Origin of the sequence: Microbacterium istanbulense, from assembly GCF_037204145.1 — a bacterium.
GTDB classification, from domain to species: domain Bacteria; phylum Actinomycetota; class Actinomycetes; order Actinomycetales; family Microbacteriaceae; genus Microbacterium; species Microbacterium istanbulense.
Window position 1 is genome coordinate 366945 of sequence record NZ_JBBDGN010000001.1, and the last position, 20004, is coordinate 386948.

The 20004-nt window shown below is 69.7% G+C and carries 20 protein-coding genes; 5 read left to right on the forward strand and 15 right to left on the reverse strand.

Annotation, left to right across the window (positions count from 1 at the left end):
* Positions 1-205 precede the first annotated feature (205 nt).
* A complete protein-coding gene (locus tag WDU93_RS01815; protein WP_337316759.1) occupies positions 206-1384 on the forward strand; it encodes a glycosyltransferase family 4 protein in 1179 nt (392 codons plus the stop codon).
* Positions 1385-1406: 22 nt separating this feature from the next.
* On the opposite strand, the gene WDU93_RS01820 is transcribed toward WDU93_RS01815, so the two are convergent.
* Positions 1407-2471: an enoyl-CoA hydratase/isomerase family protein gene (locus tag WDU93_RS01820; RefSeq protein WP_337316762.1), complete on the reverse strand. Its 1065-nt coding sequence runs from the start codon at positions 2469-2471 to the stop codon at positions 1407-1409.
* A 118-nt stretch (positions 2472-2589) separates the two neighbouring features.
* Here WDU93_RS01820 and WDU93_RS01825 point away from each other — a divergent pair, with 118 nt between their 5' ends.
* Positions 2590-5121 (forward strand): ABC transporter ATP-binding protein, encoded by a 2532-nt coding sequence (locus WDU93_RS01825; RefSeq protein WP_337316764.1) that lies wholly within the window; start codon positions 2590-2592, stop codon positions 5119-5121.
* Between the two features lie 69 nt (positions 5122-5190).
* Here WDU93_RS01825 and WDU93_RS01830 read toward each other — a convergent pair whose 3' ends face one another.
* The 11 genes from WDU93_RS01830 to hemE form a co-directional block, all read right to left on the reverse strand.
* Positions 5191-5643: a hypothetical protein gene (locus WDU93_RS01830; RefSeq protein WP_337316766.1), complete on the reverse strand. Its 453-nt coding sequence runs from the start codon at positions 5641-5643 to the stop codon at positions 5191-5193.
* A 91-nt stretch (positions 5644-5734) separates the two neighbouring features.
* Entirely contained in the window at positions 5735-7057 is a 1323-nt protein-coding gene (hemL, locus tag WDU93_RS01835; RefSeq protein ID WP_337316768.1) for a glutamate-1-semialdehyde 2,1-aminomutase, read from the reverse strand.
* A gap of 152 nt (positions 7058-7209) precedes the next feature.
* The gene (gene hemB, locus WDU93_RS01840) at positions 7210-8190 is read right to left on the reverse strand and encodes a porphobilinogen synthase (protein WP_337316770.1); all 981 of its coding nucleotides are present in this window, start codon (positions 8188-8190) and stop codon (positions 7210-7212) included.
* Positions 8187-8984, reverse strand: a complete 798-nt coding sequence (locus WDU93_RS01845; RefSeq protein WP_337316772.1) for a uroporphyrinogen-III synthase — start codon at positions 8982-8984, stop codon at positions 8187-8189. Before WDU93_RS01845 ends, hemB begins: the two co-directional genes overlap by 4 nt.
* A gap of 5 nt (positions 8985-8989) precedes the next feature.
* On the reverse strand, positions 8990-9982 hold the full coding sequence (gene hemC / locus WDU93_RS01850; RefSeq protein WP_337316774.1) for a hydroxymethylbilane synthase: 993 nt from the start codon (positions 9980-9982) through the stop codon (positions 8990-8992).
* Between the two features lie 11 nt (positions 9983-9993).
* Positions 9994-10671: a hydrogen peroxide-dependent heme synthase gene (gene hemQ, locus WDU93_RS01855; protein WP_337316776.1), complete on the reverse strand. Its 678-nt coding sequence runs from the start codon at positions 10669-10671 to the stop codon at positions 9994-9996.
* A gap of 61 nt (positions 10672-10732) precedes the next feature.
* Positions 10733-11026 carry a hypothetical protein gene (locus tag WDU93_RS01860; RefSeq protein ID WP_337316778.1) on the reverse strand — a complete coding sequence of 98 codons (294 nt, stop codon included), beginning with the start codon at positions 11024-11026 and terminating at the stop codon, positions 10733-10735.
* Positions 11013-11420, reverse strand: a complete 408-nt coding sequence (locus tag WDU93_RS01865) for a phage holin family protein (RefSeq protein ID WP_337316780.1) — start codon at positions 11418-11420, stop codon at positions 11013-11015. Before WDU93_RS01865 ends, WDU93_RS01860 begins: the two co-directional genes overlap by 14 nt.
* A 1-nt stretch (position 11421) precedes the next feature.
* Positions 11422-11862, reverse strand: coding sequence for a hypothetical protein (locus WDU93_RS01870; RefSeq protein WP_337316782.1), 441 nt, complete (start codon positions 11860-11862; stop codon positions 11422-11424).
* Positions 11863-11957: 95 nt separating this feature from the next.
* The gene (locus tag WDU93_RS01875) at positions 11958-13448 is read right to left on the reverse strand and encodes a protoporphyrinogen/coproporphyrinogen oxidase (RefSeq protein ID WP_337316784.1); all 1491 of its coding nucleotides are present in this window, start codon (positions 13446-13448) and stop codon (positions 11958-11960) included.
* Positions 13448-14461: a uroporphyrinogen decarboxylase gene (hemE, locus tag WDU93_RS01880; RefSeq protein ID WP_337316786.1), complete on the reverse strand. Its 1014-nt coding sequence runs from the start codon at positions 14459-14461 to the stop codon at positions 13448-13450. The genes WDU93_RS01875 and hemE overlap by 1 nt, the downstream gene beginning before the upstream one ends.
* 132 nt (positions 14462-14593) lie before the next feature.
* Between hemE and WDU93_RS01885 the strand changes: the two genes are divergently transcribed.
* The 3 genes from WDU93_RS01885 to WDU93_RS01895 all read left to right on the forward strand — a co-directional run bounded on the left by WDU93_RS01885 (position 14594) and on the right by WDU93_RS01895 (position 17066).
* Positions 14594-15886 carry a glutamyl-tRNA reductase gene (locus WDU93_RS01885; RefSeq protein WP_337316788.1) on the forward strand — a complete coding sequence of 431 codons (1293 nt, stop codon included), beginning with the start codon at positions 14594-14596 and terminating at the stop codon, positions 15884-15886.
* 170 nt (positions 15887-16056) lie between these two features.
* Positions 16057-16644, forward strand: coding sequence for an HhH-GPD-type base excision DNA repair protein (locus tag WDU93_RS01890; protein ID WP_337316789.1), 588 nt, complete (start codon positions 16057-16059; stop codon positions 16642-16644).
* Entirely contained in the window at positions 16641-17066 is a 426-nt protein-coding gene (locus tag WDU93_RS01895) for a DUF1801 domain-containing protein (protein WP_337316791.1), read from the forward strand. The genes WDU93_RS01890 and WDU93_RS01895 overlap by 4 nt, the downstream gene beginning before the upstream one ends.
* Here WDU93_RS01895 and WDU93_RS01900 read toward each other — a convergent pair.
* From WDU93_RS01900 to WDU93_RS01910, 3 genes are all read right to left on the reverse strand, one after another.
* Entirely contained in the window at positions 17056-17736 is a 681-nt protein-coding gene (locus WDU93_RS01900; RefSeq protein WP_337316793.1) for a hypothetical protein, read from the reverse strand. The genes WDU93_RS01895 and WDU93_RS01900 overlap by 11 nt on opposite strands.
* Positions 17737-18121: 385 nt before the next feature.
* Entirely contained in the window at positions 18122-18613 is a 492-nt protein-coding gene (locus WDU93_RS01905) for an adenylyltransferase/cytidyltransferase family protein (RefSeq protein ID WP_337316795.1), read from the reverse strand.
* Positions 18610-19995 carry a glycine--tRNA ligase gene (locus WDU93_RS01910; protein WP_337317272.1) on the reverse strand — a complete coding sequence of 462 codons (1386 nt, stop codon included), beginning with the start codon at positions 19993-19995 and terminating at the stop codon, positions 18610-18612. The genes WDU93_RS01905 and WDU93_RS01910 overlap by 4 nt, the downstream gene beginning before the upstream one ends.
* Positions 19996-20004 lie beyond the last annotated feature (9 nt).

Sequence of the window (20004 nt, forward strand, 5' to 3'; positions counted from 1 at the left end):
GTAGGTTTTTGAGGGTCACCGAAGAGTGGCCACATGACAGGGTGCCACGATCTGCCGACATCCGCTCGGGTGCATCCGCTCCCCTTCGCTCACAGCGAAAGCCCTCCCTTCGACGGCTGGATTTGCTGCACCGGATCGAACAACGCAGCGCCGGGGCGCACAGGGCGCCGCCGTAGACTCGCAGGGGCAGGATCGAAGGGACCTCATGCGCGACGACAAGGCTGCGACGCCGGCCGTACTGCTGGTGTGCGACTACTCCCTGAAGTACCTGGGAGGGGCGCAGACGGCCTTCGTCCGGCAGGCGCAGGCCCTGGCCGCCGACGGCGTGCGCACGGTCGTGCTCGCTCCCGACGCCGATGAGCTGGCGGATGCCGCGGAATCCGGCATCATCACCGTCACTCCCCCACGCCGCGGCACCATCCCCGTGCTGGATCTACCCCTGCTCGGCCGTGCCCGCGACCTCGAGCCGCTCGTCGCGGCGACCGTGCGCCGCCACCAGGTCGACACCATCGTCGTGCACTCCGAGTTCGCCCTGGCCGCCGCCGCGATCGCGGTGGGCCGGCGACTCGGCATCCCGGTACTGCACACCGTGCACACGTTCTTCTGGCGTGCGCCGGCACCTCTCGCCCCGTTCGCGCCCGCGGTCTCGCGTGTGCATCGCTCCCTCACCGGGATCGCCGATGGCGGCCGATACCGGGGCAGCCACGCCCTCAACAACGCCCTGCGCACGATGACGTTGCGCATCGCCGAACGCGCCGACATCGTGCTCTCTCCCTCCCGCCATCAGGCTCAGGCGCTGCGCGATGCCGGGGCGGGCCGAGTGGAGGCCTTCTCGAACGTCGCGCAGCCGCTCGCGGTGACCGCCGCACCCGAGGGCGGACCGCTGCGTCTGCTCTGGGTGGCCCGCTTCGCTCCCGAGAAGCGCGTCGAGGTGGCGCTGGAGGCGATGCGGCTGGTCGAGGCGCGGCTCGGCTCTGGCCGCGTGCACCTCGACGTCGCGGGGGGCACGCAGCGGCCGGTCGCCGGTGTGACGTTCCACGGTTCGGTTCCCGGCACGCGTGTGGCCGAGCTGATGGATGCCGCCGACGCGGCCCTCATCACCTCACTCGGCTTCGACAACCAGCCGATGGTGGCGTTGGAGGCGTTCTCGCACGGACGCCCGGTGATCGTCAGCGACCCGGTGCTGGCCGGGGAGTTCGGCGATGCCGCGATCGGCACCCCCGGGACGGATGCGGCGGCGCTGGCCGAGCTGATCGTGCAGCTCGAGGCGGACCGTTCGCTGCTGCAGCATCCGCGTGAGGCGGCCGTCGCCTACGCGCGCGAACGTCAGCCCGCCGCGCACGTCGCCCGCCTCCGCGAGCTCGCCGACTCCGCCCGCCCCTGAGCCGCTGCGGTGTGAGGGGTCCTCAGGCCCCGAACAGTGCGGGCTGGGGCACGTAAGCGCGGGCATCGGCGCCGGGATCGGATGCCAGCTCCGCGACGGTCGCCGGCTGCCAGTGCGGGTTACGGTCCTTGTCGACCAGCTGTGCGCGGATGCCCTCGACGAGGTCGGGGTGATGGTGGGCGAACCACAGCACCCGGCGGTACTCCCCTTCGAGCGCCTCGCGCACACCCGACATCTCGCGCGCCTCGCGCACGGCGTCGAGCGTGACCGCCAGGGCGGTCGGCGAGAGCTCCCGCAGGGTGGCCGCTGCAGCTGCGGCATCCGGCTCGGGGCGCGCATCGAGCCGCTCGAGGATCTCGGCGACCGTGTCGGCCGAGAAGGCGTCGTCGATCCAGGGCCGCGCCGCGGGCAGCGCAGAGGGCTCGGGGGTCTCGTCGAACAGCAGCACCATCTCGTTCGGCGTGGCTGGGTCGGCACGGTAGGCCAGCGCGTCGGCGAGCCCGTGCAGGCTATCGGACGGCACGAAGTGGTCGGCGAAGCCGAGGTAGATGGCATCCGCACCGCTCATCGTCGCGCCGGTCAGCCCGAAGTACTCCCCCATCCGGCCGGGCGCACGCCCCAGCAGCCAGGTGCCGCCGACGTCAGGCGTGAAGCCGATGCGCGTCTCCGGCATCGCCAGCTTCGACCGCTCGGTGACGATGCGCACGGAGGCGTGACCGGCCAGGCCGATGCCGCCACCCATGGTGATGCCGTCGGCGAAGACGACGACCGGCTTGGGGTACGCGGCGATCGCCGCGTTCATGGCGTACTCGGCACCGAAGAACGTCGCGGTCTGATCGGCGTTGCCGCTCGTGATCTGCTCGTAAAGAGCCCGCACATCGCCGCCGGCGCACAGGCCCCGCTCGCCCGTGCCGTCGATGAGCACCGCGAGCACGTCGGGATCATCTCGCCAGAGATCGAGGGCGGCGGTGATCGCCTGGATCATGCCGAGGTCAAGCGCGCCGATCGCCTCGGGCCGGTTCAGGGTGATCCTGCCCAGCGTGTGTTCGGTGCGGACGAGGACGCGGGATGCTGCGGAGTCGGTCACGATCGCCAGGCTACCCGCCACCCCGCTGGATCCACCGCGCGCCGGTGCCCGAAAATACCTCGAATCGGGGGATTTTCCGTGAAGATAGAGGGGACTCCCCAGATCAGAGAGGTCTCGCATGCCCGAAGGACAGGTGCTCGAGTTCACCAGGGTGACGAAGCGTTTCGGCGACGTCACCGCTGTGTCCGACCTGTCGGCACGCGTTGAGCCCGGGGTCGTGACTGGCTTCCTTGGCCCCAACGGTGCCGGCAAGACGACGTCGTTGCGGATGCTGCTCGGGCAGATCCGCCCGACGCTGGGAACGGCCACGATCGGCGGCAAGGCGTACTCCGAGCTGCGGCATCCGCTGCGTACCGTGGGCTCGGTGCTGGAAGACACCGTCTACCGACCGCGCCGCACGGCCACCCGTCATCTGACGATCCAGGCCAAGGCCAACGGCATCCCCACCTCTCGGGTGGACGAAGTGCTGCGGCTGGTGGGGCTGCAGAACGATGCCGAGACGCGCATCGGCGGCTTCTCACTCGGTATGCGTCAGCGGCTCAGCGTGGCGACGGCCCTGCTCGGCGACCCGGGTGCGCTCGTGCTCGACGAGCCGGCGAACGGGCTCGACCCTGAGGGCATCCGGTGGATGCGCATGCTCATGCGTCGCCTGGCCGATGAGGGCCGCACGGTGCTGGTCTCCTCGCATGTGCTGAGCGAGATCGAGCAGGTCGCCGACAACGTCGTGGTGCTCTCGCGCGGTCACGCCGAGTACACCGGGAGCATCGAGGACCTCGTCGATCCGACCACCGGTTCTGTGGTCGTCGACGCCGAGGATCGTTCGGGGCTCGCCGCCGCCCTCAGCGCCGCCGGCCTCATGTACGACGTTCTGCGCTCGGGACTGACCGTGCGCGGCGCGGATGCGGCGCAGGTCGGCGCGATCGCCGCGAGCGCCGGCATCGCTCTGACCACGCTGCTGCAGCGCGGCCCCAGCCTCGAAGAGGTGTTCCTCGACCTGGTCTACGGTCGTCGCTCGGCCAGCCCGCGCCTGAACGAGGTCGCGAACCCCGTGGCTCATGCCGAGCACGCCGAGACGACGAGCGCACCGGCCGCCGCCGAGGGCGGCACGGAGGCTGGCTCCGATGAGGCGGCCGACACCGCGGCCGTGGCGCTGGGTGATGCTGCTCTGCTGGCTGGCGGTGTCGCGACCGTCGGTGGCGCGGGTGTGATCGCGGCAGGCACCGCCGAGGCGCTGGGGGACGCGCCGGCAGACGCGCCGGCAGACGACGCACCGGCGGATGACGCTGGCGCGGCCGAGGCGTCGCCGGCGGAGGATGCCGCCGACGAGGCGATCGGCACGGGCGACTCCGCTGAGCCGAGCGAGGACGCGGAGGCTCCTGCCGCTGCGGACGACGCCACTGCGGACGACGCCGGTGCGGACGCTGCCGACAGCGCGTCGCACGACGCCGCGGACGCCCCAGAAGCGACACCCACCGAGGACGCTCCCACCACGGCAGACACCACCCCGGCCCCGGCGGAGGGTGTCGACCTCGCGGATCCCGCGACAGTGACGCTCGACACCGTCACGACCGAGGCCGTGGCGATCCCGGTGATCTCCCACGACGACGACATCGATGACGTGGTCGACGACGTCGCCGATGACTCCGCCCAGCCGGCTTGGGCTCCCGTCTCGGTGGGCGGATTCGACACCCCGCGATCCGCGTACGAGGCAGCCCCGGAGGGCGATTCCGCGGGAGACCCCGAGACCAAGGCTGTCGAGCCCGAGCCCGAACCCGAGCCGGAGGCCGTCGAGACCGACGAGCCCGAGCCCGAGGCTGCTGAGCCTGCCGCCGAAACAGGCGGCGAGGGCGAGGGCGAAACCCACGACGACGCGGCACGCACCGATGACTCCGATGACGGCGCGGGGGTGCTGCCGCTCGCCACGATGGCAGTCTCCCTTGCTCCCGAAGAGGAGCGGGTGTCGTTCACTGAGCTGATCACCGGCATCCCTGCCTCCACCGACGCCGCCCACGCCGCAGATGCAGATGCAGATGCAGATGCAGATGAGGCTCCCGCAGCCGACGACAACTCCGACGAGGCTGTCGTCGAGCCGGGAACCGGCACGGGCGTCGCTGTCTTCTCTCCGCTGCTCGCTGGGCAGGGCGATGAGGATGCCGACGGTTCCGACGATGACGAGGAGCAGTCCGATCCTCGTCTTGCGGCGATGCGCACCTCGCTCTCGGCCGCCGCGCGCTCGTTCTTCGAGGGCCCTGCTCCCGACTACCCCTACGCGCAGGTGGATGAGCAGGAGTCCCGTACCTGGAGCGTCGCCTCGACCGGCGTGATCGACACGGTGCCGCAGTCGGATGCCGAGCAGACGGATGCCGAGCAGGAGCACCCGCACGACAACAACGCGGACCAGTCCAGCGACGAGCACTCGGGTGACCACGAGCACTCTGAGCACCACGAGCATCACGAGACGCGCGCGGAGCTGCGCCGTGACCACCACGAGCACGGGCACCACCACGACCACGGGCACCACGAGCACGACCACGAGCACGACGAGCACGGGCACCACGAGCACGGGCACCACGAGCACGAGCACCACGAGCACGGGCACCACGAGCACGAGCACGGGCACGAGCACCACGAGCACGAGCACCGCGACTGAGTCGCGCTACCCGCTGCGCTCCGCGCCCCTCATCGATGACCGCCCTTCACCGGGGCGGTCATCGTCGTTTCAGGCCGATGCCGGGCGCGGGCGGATCACGGGCCGCTGACGGCCCTTCTGCACCGGAATCGCGCCGGTCGCGGCGATCTCGACCACGTCAGCCGGTTCTTCACTCACCTCGAGTCGCAGCGCCTGCGTGAGCGCAAGCCCATGACGGGTGGTGAGGATCAGCCGCTGGTAGTCGTCGTCCACGAGGTCGATCACGACACTCGGCTTGCGACGACGGATCAGCACGAAATCGGTGGTTCCCGCCGACTTCCACGTGCCGGCGGCGAGGATGCCGGGGATGTGGGTGCCAGGGCCGGGTACGCCGCGCAACCACGTCCATGCATCGTCGGTGAGCTGCACCTTGGTGATGTGCTCACGCGCGATGCGCAGGTTGTCGCGGTGGAATGTGGTGGCGCGCTCGATCGGTGAGAGCACGACTTCGAGCCGCGACTGATCGAGCAGCAGGGTCACCATGGCATTAGTCTGCCAGCGCCCTCCGACAAGCCGGGTGCGACTTGCCCACAGGAGCCAGAGCGTTCTCTGTGAGGATTCCGCCAGTCGACGCTCAGGGCTGGGCGCAGGCCGCCGCAGCAGCCGCGGCCGGTAGCGCGGCCTCGATCGCCGCGAGCTCTTCCTCGCCGTGCGCGACGGTGAGGAACCAGGCCTCGAAAACGCTGGGCGGCAGGGCGATGCCCTGCTCCCGCATGGCGTGGAAGAAGGGTGCGTAGCGGAACGACTCCTGAGCCTGCGCCTCGGCATAGGTGCGCGGGGCATCGGGCGCGAAAACCACGCCGAACAGGTTGCCCGCGCGCGGCACGGCGTGCACGACGCCGGCGTCAGTCAGCGCGGCATCCAGCGCCGTGGCGAGGCGGTCGGCGGCGGCATCCACCGCGTCGTACACTTCGGGCGTCGCCAGGCGCAGGGTGGCCAGGCCGGCCGCGACCGACAGCGGGTTCCCCGACAGGGTCCCCGCCTGGTAGACGGGTCCAGTCGGGGCGAGCAGGTCCATGACCTCGGCGCGGCCGCCGAGCGCGGCCAGCGGCATCCCTCCGCCGACGACCTTGCCGAAGGTGATGATGTCGGGCTGGTACTCCTCGCCCGCCTCCTGCTGCAGACCCCAGAACCCCGCGGGATGCACGCGGAATCCGGTGAGCACCTCGTCGAGGATCATCAGGGCGCCGTGCGCGTGCGCGGTCTCGGCGATGAGCCGGTTGAAGCCCGGCAGCGGAGCGACCACGCCCATGTTCGCCGAGGCGGCCTCGACGATGACGGCAGCGATGCGGTCGCCATGTTCGGCGAAGACGGCAGCGAGGGCATCCGGGTCGTTGTAGTCGATGACGAGCGTCTGCGCGGCGATCGGCGCCGGGACGCCGGCCGAGCCTGGTAGCGCGAGGGTCGCGACGCCAGACCCGGCGGCGGCAAGCAGGCCGTCGGAGTGGCCGTGGTAGTGGCCCGCGAACTTCACCAGCAGATCGCGGCCGGTGGCGCCACGGGCGAGACGGATCGCGGTCATCGTGGCCTCGGTCCCGGTCGAGACCAGGCGCACCCGCTCGACGGGGCGCGCATCGCCGTGCCGTACCCGGTCGGCGATGAGCTCAGCCAGTTCGACCTCACCCTCGGTAGGGGCGCCGAACGAGAGGCCGCGGGTGGCAGCATCCTGCACCGCGGCGACGACGTCGGGCTGCGCGTGTCCGAGCAGCGCCGGTCCCCAGGAGGCGACGAGATCGATGTACTCCTGACCGGCGGCATCCGTCACGCGGGCGCCGCTGGCGGATGCGAGAAAGCGCGGTGTCCCCCCGACCGAACCGTAGGCCCGTACGGGCGAGTTCACTCCGCCGGGGATCACCCGGCGGGCGGTGTCGAACAGGTCGTCATTGCGGTCGGTCACGGTGTCTCCTGTTGGTTCGGGAGTAGATCTGTGGCATCCGGCGCTTCCCCCACAACCATGTCCCACTTTCTGCTGTTAAACCGCCGGTTTGGCAGCAGATTTTGGGACATGCTCTGCGAAAAGTGGGACACGGGGATGCCGGGAGGGGCCCGTCAGCCCTTCAGCCAGCGGGCGGCCTCAGCAGCCCAGTAGGTGAGCACGGCGTCGGCGCCGGCACGGCGGATCGACAGCAGCGACTCCAGCACGGCGGCACGCCGGTCGATCCAACCGTTCGCGGCAGCGGCCTCGACCATCGCGTACTCACCGGAGACCTGGTATGCCCAGACCGGAATCTCGACGGCGTCGCGCACCTCGCGCAGCACATCGAGGAAGGCCATCGCCGGCTTCACCATGACGATGTCGGCGCCCTCATCCTGATCGACCAGTGCCTCGCGCACGCCCTCGCGGCGGTTGCCGGGGTCGAGCTGGTAGGTGCGGCGATCGCCCTGCAGCTGCGAGTCCACCGCCTCACGGAACGGGCCGTAGAACGCGCTCGCGTACTTGGCCGCGTAGGCCAGCAGCAGCGTGTCGGTGAAGCCCTCGGCATCCAGCGCATCGCGGATCACCGCGACCTGGCCGTCCATCATGCCCGAGAGCCCGAGCAGCTGCGATCCGGCGCGCGCCTGCGCGAGCGCCATCGACGCATAGCGCTCCAGCGTCGCATCGTTGTCGACCGACCCATCGGGGGCGAGCACGCCGCAGTGCCCGTGGTCGGTGAACTCATCCAGGCACAGATCGGTCTGCACGACCAGCGCATCGCCCACCTCGGCGACGAGCGCCTCAGTGGCCACATTCAGGATGCCCTGCGGATCATCCGCACCAGAACCGGTGGCATCGCGCACGGCGGGAACGCCGAACAGCATCACACCGCCCACGCCCGCCTCAGCCGCCTCGGCAGCCGCGGCCCGCAGCGAATCCATGGAGTGCTGCACGATCCCGGGCATCGACCCGATCGGCTGCGGCGCGGTCAGACCCTCCCGCACGAACATCGGGAGCACCAGTTGGCGCGCCTCGAGCGAGGTCTCACGCACGAGATTGCGTACGGGCGCGGACTGCCGCAGCCGCCGCAGGCGGGTGTCAGGAAAACGACTCACGGCGCGAACTCGTCGGCCGCGTGCGGCAGCGTGAAGTGCGAGACCGCATCGATCAGGGCATCCACCGTCTGCTTGTCGGCCACCACCCACACCGGCAGGCCGGCGTTGCGGGCGTCCTTCGCGGTGCGCGGCCCGATCGCCGCCAGCAGCGTCGTGTCGGGGATGGTCGGGAACTGCTCGCGCACCTGCTGCGCGACCGACCCGCTGGTGATGAGGATCGCGTTGATGCGGCCGTTCTCGACATCCCGCCGGATGCGCTCCGTCACCGGCACACCCACCGTGCGATACGCCACCACACTGTCGACGTGATGCCCCGCATCGATCAGCGACTGGGTGAGCACGGGTTTGGCGATCTCGCTGCGCAGGGTGAGGATGCGACGCGGCTCGGGCTCGAGCTCGATCAGCTGCTTGGCCATACCCGCCGCCGAATTGTCCTGCTCGGGCACGAGGGCGACCTCGTAGCCGACCGCCTGCAGGGCGGCAGCCGTCGTCTCGCCGACTGCCGCAACCTTCGTCGTGCGGGGGATCTCGACCCGGTGCGCGAAGAGCACATCGACGGTCGTGGCGCTGGTGATGGTCAACCAGTCGTACTCACCGGCGGCCAGGCGCTCCAGCGCCGCATCCAGCGAGGGCTGGTCGGTCGTCGGAGCGAAGTTGATCAGCGGGGCGACCACCGGCACGGCGCCCTGCGAACGCAGGCTCGCGGCCACGCCGTCACCCCAGGGGCCGCCACGGGGCACGAGTACGCGCCACCCGTCCAACGGCTTGGCCGGTTTCGTTTCGGAAGCAGTCATCAGCATCACTCTCGCGGGAGGAGGTCGGCCGCCCCCAGTTCGAGCAGCCGATGAGCAGCAGACCTGCCGATACGAACTGCGGTGGGCATCGGGTCTGCATCATCGGCAGCATCCGCGCCATTGCCGCTGCCGTTGCGTCGAATATACTCCCCGTTCAGCGCTTCGGTGACGTCGATGCCGATCCGGCGGTCGCCCTCGGGCTGATATACCACCGCGCGAACGCGCACCTCGTCGCCGGTGACCTCGGCATGAGCAGCCATCGGCGCCTGGCATCCGGCGTCGAGTCCCGCGAGGATCTCGCGCTCGATCGTCACCGCGATGCGCGTGGGCAGATCATCCAGCTGCGCAAGCCCGGCGAGCAGCCAGTCGGGTGCATCCGTCGTCGTCTCGACCGCAAGCGCACCCTGACCGGGAGCCGTCGGCCACTCGCCGAGCCCGAGCTCCTCACGGTGCAGGGGGGTGTCCGCGCCCAGCCGCGACAGCCCGGCCGCGGCGAGGATCACGGCGTCCAGCTCACCCGAGGCGACCCGCGCCAGACGCGAGTCGACGTTGCCGCGGATGTCGACGACCTCGGCGTGCGGGGCACGGCGGTGCACCTGGGCGATCCGGCGCGGGGCGCCTGTGCCGACGGTCGCCCCGGTGTGCAGCTCATGAAGCGGCGTGCCCCCGCGGGTGATCACCACATCGCGCGGATCCTCGCGGCGCGGAGTGGCGGCGATGACCAGCCCCTCGGGTTGAGCGGTGGGCAGATCCTTCAACGAATGCACGAGGAAGTCGCACTCCCCCGCCAGCAGCGCTTCGCGCAGGCGGGTTGCGAAGACGCCCTGCCCACCGATCTGCGACAGGGATGCCCGATTCGTGTCACCCTCCGACGTGATCGGCACGAGCTCGACCGGGTGGCCGAGCACCGCCGACAGGGCGTCGGCGACCTGGCCGGACTGCGCCTGTGCCAGCGCACTGCGACGCGTGCCGAGACGGATCGGAGTGCTCGTCGACATGACCGGCTGAGTCACTGCAGTACGTCGGCGATCTCGTCGAAACGCAGGCGACGTCCCGTGTAGAACGGCACTTCTTCCTTCACGTATCGGCGAGCGTCGGTGTACCGCAGGTCACGCATGAGGTCGACGAGTTCGGTGACGTCATCGGCCTCGAGCGGCAGCAGCCATTCGTAGTCGCCCAGTGCGAACGCGGCGACCGTGTTCGCGAGCACACCGGTAAACGCCGCACCCTTGCGACCGTGGTCGGCGAGCATCGCCCGGCGCTCTGCCTCGTCGATCAGGTACCACTCGGGGGTGCGGACGAACGGGTACAGGCACAGCCACTGCTTGGGCTCGATGCCGCGCAGGAATCCTGGCACGTGCGAACGGTTGAACTCGGCGTCACGGTGCACGCCCATGACGTTCCACACCGGCAGCAGGGTGCGCAGCAGTTCGGTGCGACGCAGCCGGCGCAGCGCCTTCTGCAGGTCTTCAGCGGTCTCGCCGTGCAGCCACACCATGAGGTCGGCGTCGGCCTTGAGCCCCGAGACGTCGTAGAACCCACGCACAGCAACTCCGGCGTCTTCGATGTAGCCGACGATGTTCTCGAGTTCCGTGGCGTCGGTGTCGACGATCGGAACGTCGGGGTTTCGTCGCCAGACGGCGAAGAGGGTGTATCCGGATGGGTTCTCTGCGACAGGCTCGGACATACACCCAGTCTGCCCCTTCCGCCGGAAGAGGGCGAACCGAGAGACGCTCTGTGCGGCGACGTCAGCGCGAGATGGCGCGGGCGATCGCCCAGACCGCGCCGCCGATGGTCGCCGCGGCGGCGACCACGATGACACCGGTGGTCAGCGGGTTGCTGCGGCTGAAGGCCCTCGCCTTGCGGATGCCGCGCTGCGAGGCCCGCTCGATGCGACGAGGGAAGTTACCTCGGATCTCGATCGCCGCCAGCGCCGCCTTGAGCTCGGCGCGCGCCGACTCCACAGGGTCGGTGATCCCCGCCGGAACGACCGTGCTCGGCACCGACGGCGTGGGCAGCGGTTTCTGCTCAGGATTCGTCATGGCCAGCACTCCTCACGATACGGATGTCTTCGGCGACGGCCTCGACCGGATTCTTGCTCTCGACGATCTTGCGCACCTTGAGGATGCCCAAGAGCGCGAAGATCAACACGATCACGACCAGCAGACCGAACACTGCCAACGCCGACAGCCAGACGGGCCACCAGGAAGACAGCCCGGCGATCGCGAAGACGAGGATTACGGGCACGGCCCAGAACAGGAAGAACAGCGCCAGCACGAACCAAGCGCCGCCGATTCCGGCATCCTTCGAGTTGCGCTTGACCCACGCCTTCGCGGCTTCGACCTCGGCGGTGATCAGATTGCGAATCAGGCCCGGCAGGTCGCCGAGCAGGGTCAGCAGACTGTCATCAAGCCGATCGCGGCTCGCGCGGCGCATGTCAGCTGCCGCTCTTCTTGGGCGCGGGCTTCTGTGCCGCAGGCTTCGTGGTGGCAGGCTTCGTGGCGGCCGGCTTCTTCGTCGTCGCGGCGGGCTTCTTCGCCGCCTTCTCTGCCGCCTTCGCCGTGGCCTCGGCCGCGTCGGCGACGTCTTCAGCCGCATCCTTGCTGGCGTCGATCGCCGAGTCGAGACGCTGACCCGGCGTGCCGGAATCGGATGCCGCGCGCACGATCTTCACGGCGCCGCCCCAGATCGCGCCGGGGATGGCCATGGCCTGCTCCTTGGCGAAGTCCTGCACCTTGTGCACCTGCGCCTGGACGGGGTCGAGGTTCCAGACCTTCAGCCACTGCGTCTTGATCTGCTCGTAACGCTCGCGCCCTGCTCGCGACCCGAGCACGTAGCCCACGCCGAGTCCGATGACGAGTCCGACTTTGCCCTTCATGTGGGCCCCCTCACGTTGCGTGTCTGGCTACCAGCGTAACGGCATATGCCGATTTCGGTATCTAGAGTTCGTCCGGACCGGCAGAGTGTGACGACTCAGTCCCAGAGCAGTGCGTGCCGCAGCCGGTCGCCCTCGGCGATGGCGTCCGGCACGACCTGGGCAAGACCGGTTCCGGCGACCCACGCGCCGACGACGGCGAGGCCGTCGACCTTCGCGACCGCGGCTCGCGCGGCCCGGCGGCGGTCTGCGGCGCCGATCACCGACGAGGGCTGGGCCTGTGTGTAGCGCGCGCGATACGCCGCGCGCAACTGGTGCGGCTCCAGACGGACGCCGAGCATGGCGGATGCCTCGGCGAGGGCGAGCGCCGCTGCCGCGTCGTCATCGAGAGCGGCGGTTGCGGCCACCTCTCCCTGCGTGCCGAAGGAGACCCGGACGACATGACGGCCACCGGCGGCCGCACGCAACCACGGCCACTTGGCCGTCGAGTGCGTGAGCGCCTTGGCGATGCGGCTGCCTGGCACCGTCAGCACGCCCGAGCCGCGCGGCGCCGCGTCGAGCGCGGGGGCGTCGAGCACGAGAGTGACCAGTTCGATCTCGGGAGCAGTGCCCGCCCCGCCCGGGCCGCCGACGTGGCCGTCGAGCAGTTGGTGGGCGACCGGCTCGGGCGTCGCGACGATCACGGCCGTGGCGGTGAACTCCTCGGTCACGAGCTCTGCGGCATCCTGCTCCGCGGCATCCTGCTCGGGCAGCGTCTCGGCCGTGACGACCCAGCCGTCGCCGTCGCGGGTGAGGCGTGTGGCCCGCACGTCGGTGCGGACGTCGACGCCATAGGTGGCGAGGTCGGCGCGGAGGGCGTCGATCAGCACGCCCATACCGCCGACGAGTCCCTGCACTGCCGACCCAGGGGCCTTGCCCTCGCGCGCCTGCTGCTGTTCGTCGCGCAGGGCCGCCACCCCACCCGAGAGTGAGCCTGCACGGGTGAGCGCGGCGTTGAGCCCGGGGGCGGCGGCATCCATGTCGACATCATCGGGGTGCGCCGAGTACACGCCAGCGGTGACCGGGGCGACCAAGCGGTCGCGCACGCGCGCTCCCATCCGGGAGGCGACGAGCTTGCCGAGGCTCTGCGCGTTGCCGATTGTGAGCACCGGACGCACCCGGTCGAGATAGGCGCGCCAGGCACCCGACCAGCCGATGATGCGGCGAACGTCGGGCTGGAACGGGTTGGCGGGGATGCCCAGGATGCCGCCGACGGGCAGCGGAGCGTCGGGTGTGCCGGGGATGCCGGTGAGCCACGCGCCGCCACCGGCCGGTGAGACGACGGCGTCGCCGACGCCCAGCGCGTCGATCAGCTCGCGCACATGACCGCCGCGGGTCGCGAAGCTCTCGGCTCCGGCATCCACCCGGATGCCGTCGAGTTCGACCGTACGAATGCTGCCGCCGAGCTCATCGCCCGCCTCGAGAAGGGTGACGGGCATGCCGACCTTCGCGCACTCGCGGGCGGCGACGAGCCCCCCGATGCCGCCGCCGATCACGATGACGCGCTGTCTCGCTGCGCGGGCGGCGAGGTCTGCGGGGGGCTCGATCATCAGCGCTCTCCGTGTGCGAGCTCGACGATGCGGGTCAGCTGATCCGGGTCGGTCTCGGGCGGAACCCCGTGGCCGAGGTTGAGGATGTGGCCCTTGGCGCCCCGACCGCGCGCGATCACGTCGCGCACGTGCGCCTCGAGCACCGGCCACGGCGCCTGCAGCAGCGCCGGGTCGATGTTGCCCTGTACCGCGGTGTCGGGTCCGACGATGCGGATGGCCTCGTCCAGCGGCATCCGCCAGTCGACGCCCACGGCCGATGCGATCCCATCGAGTTTCATGTCGGCGAGGAAGGGGCCGGTGCCGACGCCGAAGTGGATGCTGGGCAGCCCGATTCCGTCGAGCGCGGCCTTCGAGTGCGGCGCGATGTGGGTGCGGTAATCGGCGGCACTGAGCGAGCCGGCCCACGAGTCGAACAGCTGCACGACCGAGGCGCCGGCGTCGCGCTGGATCTCGAGGAAGCGTCGCGAGACGCGGGAGAGCCAGCCGGCGAGCTTCGCCCACGACTCGGGGTCGGCGTGCATCATGGCCCGGGCGCGCAGGTGCTCCTTCGACGGACCGCCTTCGACGAGGTAGGCGGCGAGAGTGAACGGAGCGCCGGCGAAGCCGATTAGCGGGGTGTCGCCGAGCTCTGCGACCGTGAGCCGCACAGCCTCGGCGATCGCGGTGCCGTCGAGGTCTGCGGGATCGATCGCGGTGATCCGGTCGACGTCGGATGCCGTGCGCACCGGGTGCGCGAACACGGGCCCGCGGCCGGGTTCGATCTCGACTTCGACGCCGGCCAGGCGCAGCGGGATGACGATGTCGCTGAAGAACACCGCGGCGTCGACCCTGTGTCGGCGCACCGGCTGCAGGGTGATCTCGGCCGCGAGGTCGGGGGTGAGACAGGCATCCAGCATCCGCGTTCCCACCCGCAGTTCCCGGTACTCGGGCAGCGAACGACCCGCCTGACGCATGAACCAGACGGGGGTGCGCTCAGGGGTCTCACCGGCAAGCACGCGCAACAGATCACTCATGCCTTCCATCCTCCCATCGGGCACCTATGCGCTGCCTTTGCGCAGGGATGCCGGTCGCGGGAAACTGACCGGCATGTCGGAGTAAGGCACCCCTCAGATGCCGTCTCCGGCGAGGCGACGTAGAATCGTCAGGTGCTGCTCTGCGTCACGGCGAGTCACAAGACCGCCCCCTTCGACCTGCTCGAACGCCTCAGCCGCAACCCCGAAACCGTCGCCCCTTCGCTGATCGAGGCCGGAGCGCAGGGGGCCGTCGTACTCGCCACCTGCAACCGCTTCGAGGCCTACGTCGAGACCGATGACGCCGATGATCTCGGCTCGGATGCGGTGTTGGAGGCCGTCGCGCAGGCCACGGGCATCCCCGCAGACGACTTCGACGGCTCCTACGCCGTCGTGAGCGGCGCCCATGTCGCCGAGCACTTGTTCGCCGTAGCATCCGGACTCGAATCCGTCGTCTCCGGCGAGGGCGAGATCGCCGGTCAGGTGCGCAACGCGCTGAAGTCGGCCCGCCACGACGGCACCACCTCTCCCGAACTCGAGCGTCTGTTCCAGCGCGCCAGCCAGGCCCAGCGCAAGGTGAAGAACGTCACTGCCCTGCAGCGCGCCGGCCGCTCTCTTGTGCGGCTCTCGCTGGAACTCGCCGACAGTCGCATCGCCGACTGGTCGGCCGAGCGGGTGCTCCTCGTCGGCACCGGCGCCTACGCCGCCGTGACCCTGGCGACACTCCGCGAACGCGGCGCCGTCGACATCTCGGTGTTCTCCCCCTCGGGGCGTGCTGCGGCATTCGCGGCGAAGTACGGCGTGCGTGCCGTGAGCGCCGACGACTACGCAACCGTCGCCCGTCGATCCTCGCTGCTGATCACCTGCACCTCGGCGACCGAGCCGGTGCTGGGCGCGGCGCAGCTGGAGCGCCCTGCCGCGCAGGCGGCCGTCGGATGCCCCGTCGGGCACGGGTCATCGCAGCTGGTGATCGACCTCGGGATGCCGCGCAACGTCGACCCCGCTGTCGCGCACCTTGAGGGCGTCGCACTGCTCGACCTGGAGACCATCCGCCTGCACGCACCGCTCGAAGAGCTGCAGGCGACGGATGCCGCCCGCGACGTCGTCCGCGCCGCCGCAGAGGACTTCCACATTGCTGGTGCGCGCCAGAGCGTGACGCCCGCCGTGGTTGCGCTGCGCACCCACATCTTCGGTCTGCTCGAGGCCGAGATCGACCGTGCCCGCCGCCGCGGCGATGAAGACGGACTGGTCGAGCAGGCCATGCGCCACCTCGCCGGTGTGCTGCTGCACACCCCCACCACGCGCGCGCATGAGCTGGCCGCCGAGGGTCGCGGGGATGACTTCCTGGCCGCCCTGCAGACCCTGTACGGGCTCACGCCGGATGCCGGCTCGGATGCCGGAGAGTCCTTCGGCAGCGCCACGGCCTGAGGTCTTGGGTTCGCGCACCTGCGCATGGCGCCTGGAGCCCCCAGGCCGCGCGCTTCGCGCGGCTTTGTACGCTTCACGCGGATGAATCTGCAGCATCCGTCCGCGCGAAGCGCACAATCCCGCGCCAAAGTCACGCCGCACCCGCGCACGCCGGATGCCACACTGGAGGCATGGCCCTTCACATCACCGGAGACACCGCCGCCGACGAACTGCTCACCGACAACCCGCTCGCGCTCATGATCGGGATGCTGCTGGACCAGCAGGTTCCCATGGAGACCGCGTTCGCCGGTCCGCTGAAGATCGAGGAGCGCACCGGCGCCACCACGGCCGCCGCAATCGCGAACATGGACCCGGAGAAGTTCCTCGAGGCGTTCAAGCAGAGCCCCGCCGTGCACAGGTTCCCCGGCTCGATGGCCACCCGCGTGCAGGAGCTGTGCCAGACCATCGTCGACGATTGGGGCGGCGATGCCTCCGCCATCTGGACGCAGGGTGACCCCGACGGCGCCGAAGTGCTCAAGCGCCTAAAGGCCCTGCCCGGCTTCGGCGAGCAGAAGGCGAAGATCTTCCTGGCTCTGCTGGGCAAGCAGTACGGGTTCACCGGCGCGGGGTGGCGTGAAGCATCCGCTCCCTACGGCGGCGACGACACGTATCTCAGCGTCGCCGACATCGTCTCACCCGACTCGCTGGCGAAGGTACGCGCGAACAAGAAGGCCATGAAGGCGGCCGCGAAGGCAGGCAAGAGCGGCATCCCGCAGTGAAGCCCACGGGCGATGACGTCGCCGGGCTGATCGCGCGTGCCACACCGGCGATCCGTCGGAGGGATGCCGAGACGCTGACCGCGCTCATGCAGGAGATCTCCGGCCGTGAGCCCGTGACCTGGGGCACGATCATCGGCTTCGGTCAGTGCCACTACGTCTACCCCACGGGCACCGAGGGCGACACTGCCCTGCTCGGGTTCGCGCCACGCAAGGCCGCCACCACGATCTACCTGCTCGATGGCGCCGACGCGCACCGCGATGAACTCGCGAAGCTCGGCCCGCACACGAGCAGCGTCAGCTGCGTCTACATCAAGGATCTCGAGCAGATCGATCTCGACGTACTGCGCGGCATTCTCGAACGCTCCCTCGCCTGGGCTGAGGCCGGCGGCAGCGAAGGGATGCGGCTCACCGTCACCGGCTGAGATCGCCGTTGTTCGACGAGTACACCGCGGTGGTCGCACCGCGTTCGGTGTGGCTCGCGAGGACAATCGCGAGGACGCCCAGAGCTCCCATGGCCCCGGCCCGCAGCAGGTCGTCGGCGAGGGCGACCCCGTACATCAGCGTGGGATCGATGAACGGCGCGAAGAGCATGCCCGTGACGAGTAGCCTGCCGAAGATGGCCACCAGGAGCGCCCAGAGCGGTGCCCATTGCCAGGGTGCGGGAACCACTCTGGCGCGGCCGATCTGCGAGACGGCGATAATCCCCAGCGCCAGCGTGACGACATGGACTGTCGCCGAGACGACTTGAAGCGCGACCAGATCTCCGACGGCCGGCATTCCGGTATCCGGCAGCGGCACCAGCTGCGGCAGGTATGGGCCCGCGAGCACCCACACTCCCCACCCGATCAGGGCGACTGTGCCCAGAGGGCGTCGGGCAGTGACGCTGCCCTCCCGTCCGATTCCGATCGCGAAGACCGCCGTCGCAGCGGCGAACAGCGCATCTCCGGCTTGCGTCCACGTCGGCATCATCGCCGCACCCAGAGCCAGACTGATGAGGGCCGAGGCAAACAGCAATGAGCCGCCGACAAGCCAGGTCTGTCTGCGCGAGCGAGCGGCATTCATCTCAGAACCCGCTGTACTGACGTCGACCATGTCGTCATGGTATCGACAAAGGCCAACGACCCGTCTCTTGCGAAACGCGAAGATTCTGCGCTTCTTTCATGACAGATTGCTCACAAGAGCGTCGAACCCTACGTGAAACTGGAAGGGAAGTCATCCGCACACACGCGCAAGGAAGCATCATGGAACGCAACGACAGCACCGACCTCTTCGACGCCGACGCCAACCTGCACATCGGCCGCCCCGTCTGGTTCGAGCGTCACCCCTCGCAGGCCGAGGGCGAAGACTTCTGATCTCGCCTCGTCTCGCCGAGACCCCGTCTTAACACCGAGACCCCGGTCTATCGCCGCCCGTAGCACGGGGTGTGGGCGACAGGCCGGGGTCTCGGCGTATGTCAGGCGTGTGTCACACGCAGCGCTCAGACGCGCGCGACGCGCTCGGCCTCGCGGGCGGCGACGATCTTACGCAGCCCCGAGCTCGAGAATCGGTGGTCACGGCTATTGAAGTACAGCTCGATGCCTGCTTCTTCGCAGTAGGCCCGACCGGTGAAGTCGCGGTCCTCGTACTCGTCACCCACGATGCGCACGTCGAGCTTGAAGGCGCGCAGGATGTCTTCGAGGTCCTGCTCGGTCGAGTACGGCACGATCTCATCGACGTACTGGCATCCGCGCAGCTGGATGTACCGCTCGACGACGGTCTGCGTGGGAGCGTTCTTCTCGGGACGGTCGAGTGTCGGGTCCATCTGCAGGCCGCAGATCAGATAGTCGCACTGGCGCTTGGCCTCTTCGAGCATCATGATGTGTCCTGCGTGCAGCAGGTCGAACGTCGAGAACGTGATGCCGATCCGGGGACCGGGGTTGTAGTCGGGGTTCTTCTTGACGGTGCCGTCCGCCTGAGGTGTTCCGGTCATGCGCCGCGCAGCCTTTCTGCCAGGTAGGTCTCGAGGTCGTCGAGGGGGACACGCTCCTGCGCCATCGTGTCGCGGTCACGCACGGTGACCGCGCGGTCCTCGAGCGAGTCGAAGTCGACCGTGACGCAGAACGGGGTACCGATCTCGTCCTGTCGACGGTAGCGGCGCCCGATCGCGCCCGCGTCGTCGAAGTCGATGGTCCAGCGGCCGCGCAGGGTGTCGGCGACCTCGCGCGCGAGCGGCGAGAGCTTCTCGTTGCGCGACAGCGGCAGCACGGCGACCTTGACCGGCGCGAGACGCGGGTCAAGCTTGAGCACCGTGCGGGTGTCGGTGCCACCCTTGGCGTTGGGCACCTCTTCTTCGCGGTACGCGTCGACGAGGAACGCCATCATCGAGCGAGTGAGGCCGAACGAGGGCTCGATGACGTAGGGCGTGTAGCGCTCGCCGGATGCCTGGTCGAAGTAGGTCAGGCTCTGGCCGGAGGCCTCACTGTGGCTGGAGAGGTCGTAGTCGGTGCGGTTGGCGACGCCCATCAGCTCGCCCCACTCCTTGCCGGGGAAGCCGAAGCGGTACTCGACGTCGATCGTGCCGGCCGAGTAGTGCGCGCGGTCTTCTGCGGGCACGTCGTACTGGCGCATGTTCTCGGGGTCGATGCCGAGGTCGATGAACCAGTTCCAGCAGGCCTCGACCCAGTGCTCGAACCACTCCTGCGCCTCAGCGGGGGCGGTGAAGTACTCGATCTCCATCTGCTCGAACTCGCGGGTGCGGAAGATGAAGTTGCCGGGGGTGATCTCGTTGCGGAACGCCTTGCCGACCTGGCCGATGCCGAACGGCGGCTTCTTGCGGCTGGCGGTGAGTACGTTCGAGAAGTTCACGAAGATGCCCTGCGCGGTCTCCGGACGCAGGTAGTGCAGGCCCGACTCGTCGTCGACGACGCCGAGGTAGGTCTTGACCAGACCCGAGAACGACTTCGGCTCGGTGTACTGGCCCTTGGTGCCGCAGTTGGGGCACGGGATGTCGGCGAGGCCGTTCTCGGCCGTGCGGCCCTTACGCGCCTCGAAGTCCTCGATGAGGTTGTCGGCGCGGAAGCGCTTGTGGCAGTGCAGGCACTCCACGAGCGGGTCGGTGAAGGTGGCGACGTGGCCGGATGCCTCCCAGACGCGCTTGGGCAGGATGATCGACGAGTCCAGGCCCACCATGTCGCCGCGCCCGCGCACGAACGTCTGCCACCACTGGCGACGGATGTTCTCCTTCAGCTCGGTGCCGAGGGGGCCGTAGTCCCAGGCGGAACGCGAACCGCCGTAGATCTCACCCGCTTGGAACACGAACCCGCGGTGGCGGGCGAGGGCGATGACCTTGTCAAGACGGGACTGTTCGGCCACGGTGGCTCC

Coding starts and splice junctions, on each gene's coding strand:
- WDU93_RS01825 (WP_337316764.1), top strand. CDS start 2,590: ATGCCCGAAGGACAGGTGCTCGAGTTCACCAGGGTGACGAAGCGTTTC.
- hemE (WP_337316786.1), bottom strand. CDS start 14,461: ATGAGTGATCTGTTGCGCGTGCTTGCCGGTGAGACCCCTGAGCGCACC.
- WDU93_RS01875 (WP_337316784.1), bottom strand. CDS start 13,448: ATGATCGAGCCCCCCGCAGACCTCGCCGCCCGCGCAGCGAGACAGCGC.
- hemC (WP_337316774.1), bottom strand. CDS start 9,982: ATGTCGACGAGCACTCCGATCCGTCTCGGCACGCGTCGCAGTGCGCTG.
- WDU93_RS01815 (WP_337316759.1), top strand. CDS start 206: ATGCGCGACGACAAGGCTGCGACGCCGGCCGTACTGCTGGTGTGCGAC.
- WDU93_RS01890 (WP_337316789.1), top strand. CDS start 16,057: ATGGCCCTTCACATCACCGGAGACACCGCCGCCGACGAACTGCTCACC.
- WDU93_RS01870 (WP_337316782.1), bottom strand. CDS start 11,862: ATGAAGGGCAAAGTCGGACTCGTCATCGGACTCGGCGTGGGCTACGTG.
- WDU93_RS01905 (WP_337316795.1), bottom strand. CDS start 18,613: ATGACCGGAACACCTCAGGCGGACGGCACCGTCAAGAAGAACCCCGAC.
- WDU93_RS01830 (WP_337316766.1), bottom strand. CDS start 5,643: ATGGTGACCCTGCTGCTCGATCAGTCGCGGCTCGAAGTCGTGCTCTCA.
- WDU93_RS01845 (WP_337316772.1), bottom strand. CDS start 8,984: ATGACTGCTTCCGAAACGAAACCGGCCAAGCCGTTGGACGGGTGGCGC.
- WDU93_RS01865 (WP_337316780.1), bottom strand. CDS start 11,420: ATGCGCCGCGCGAGCCGCGATCGGCTTGATGACAGTCTGCTGACCCTG.
- WDU93_RS01900 (WP_337316793.1), bottom strand. CDS start 17,736: ATGGTCGACGTCAGTACAGCGGGTTCTGAGATGAATGCCGCTCGCTCG.
- hemQ (WP_337316776.1), bottom strand. CDS start 10,671: ATGTCCGAGCCTGTCGCAGAGAACCCATCCGGATACACCCTCTTCGCC.
- WDU93_RS01860 (WP_337316778.1), bottom strand. CDS start 11,026: ATGACGAATCCTGAGCAGAAACCGCTGCCCACGCCGTCGGTGCCGAGC.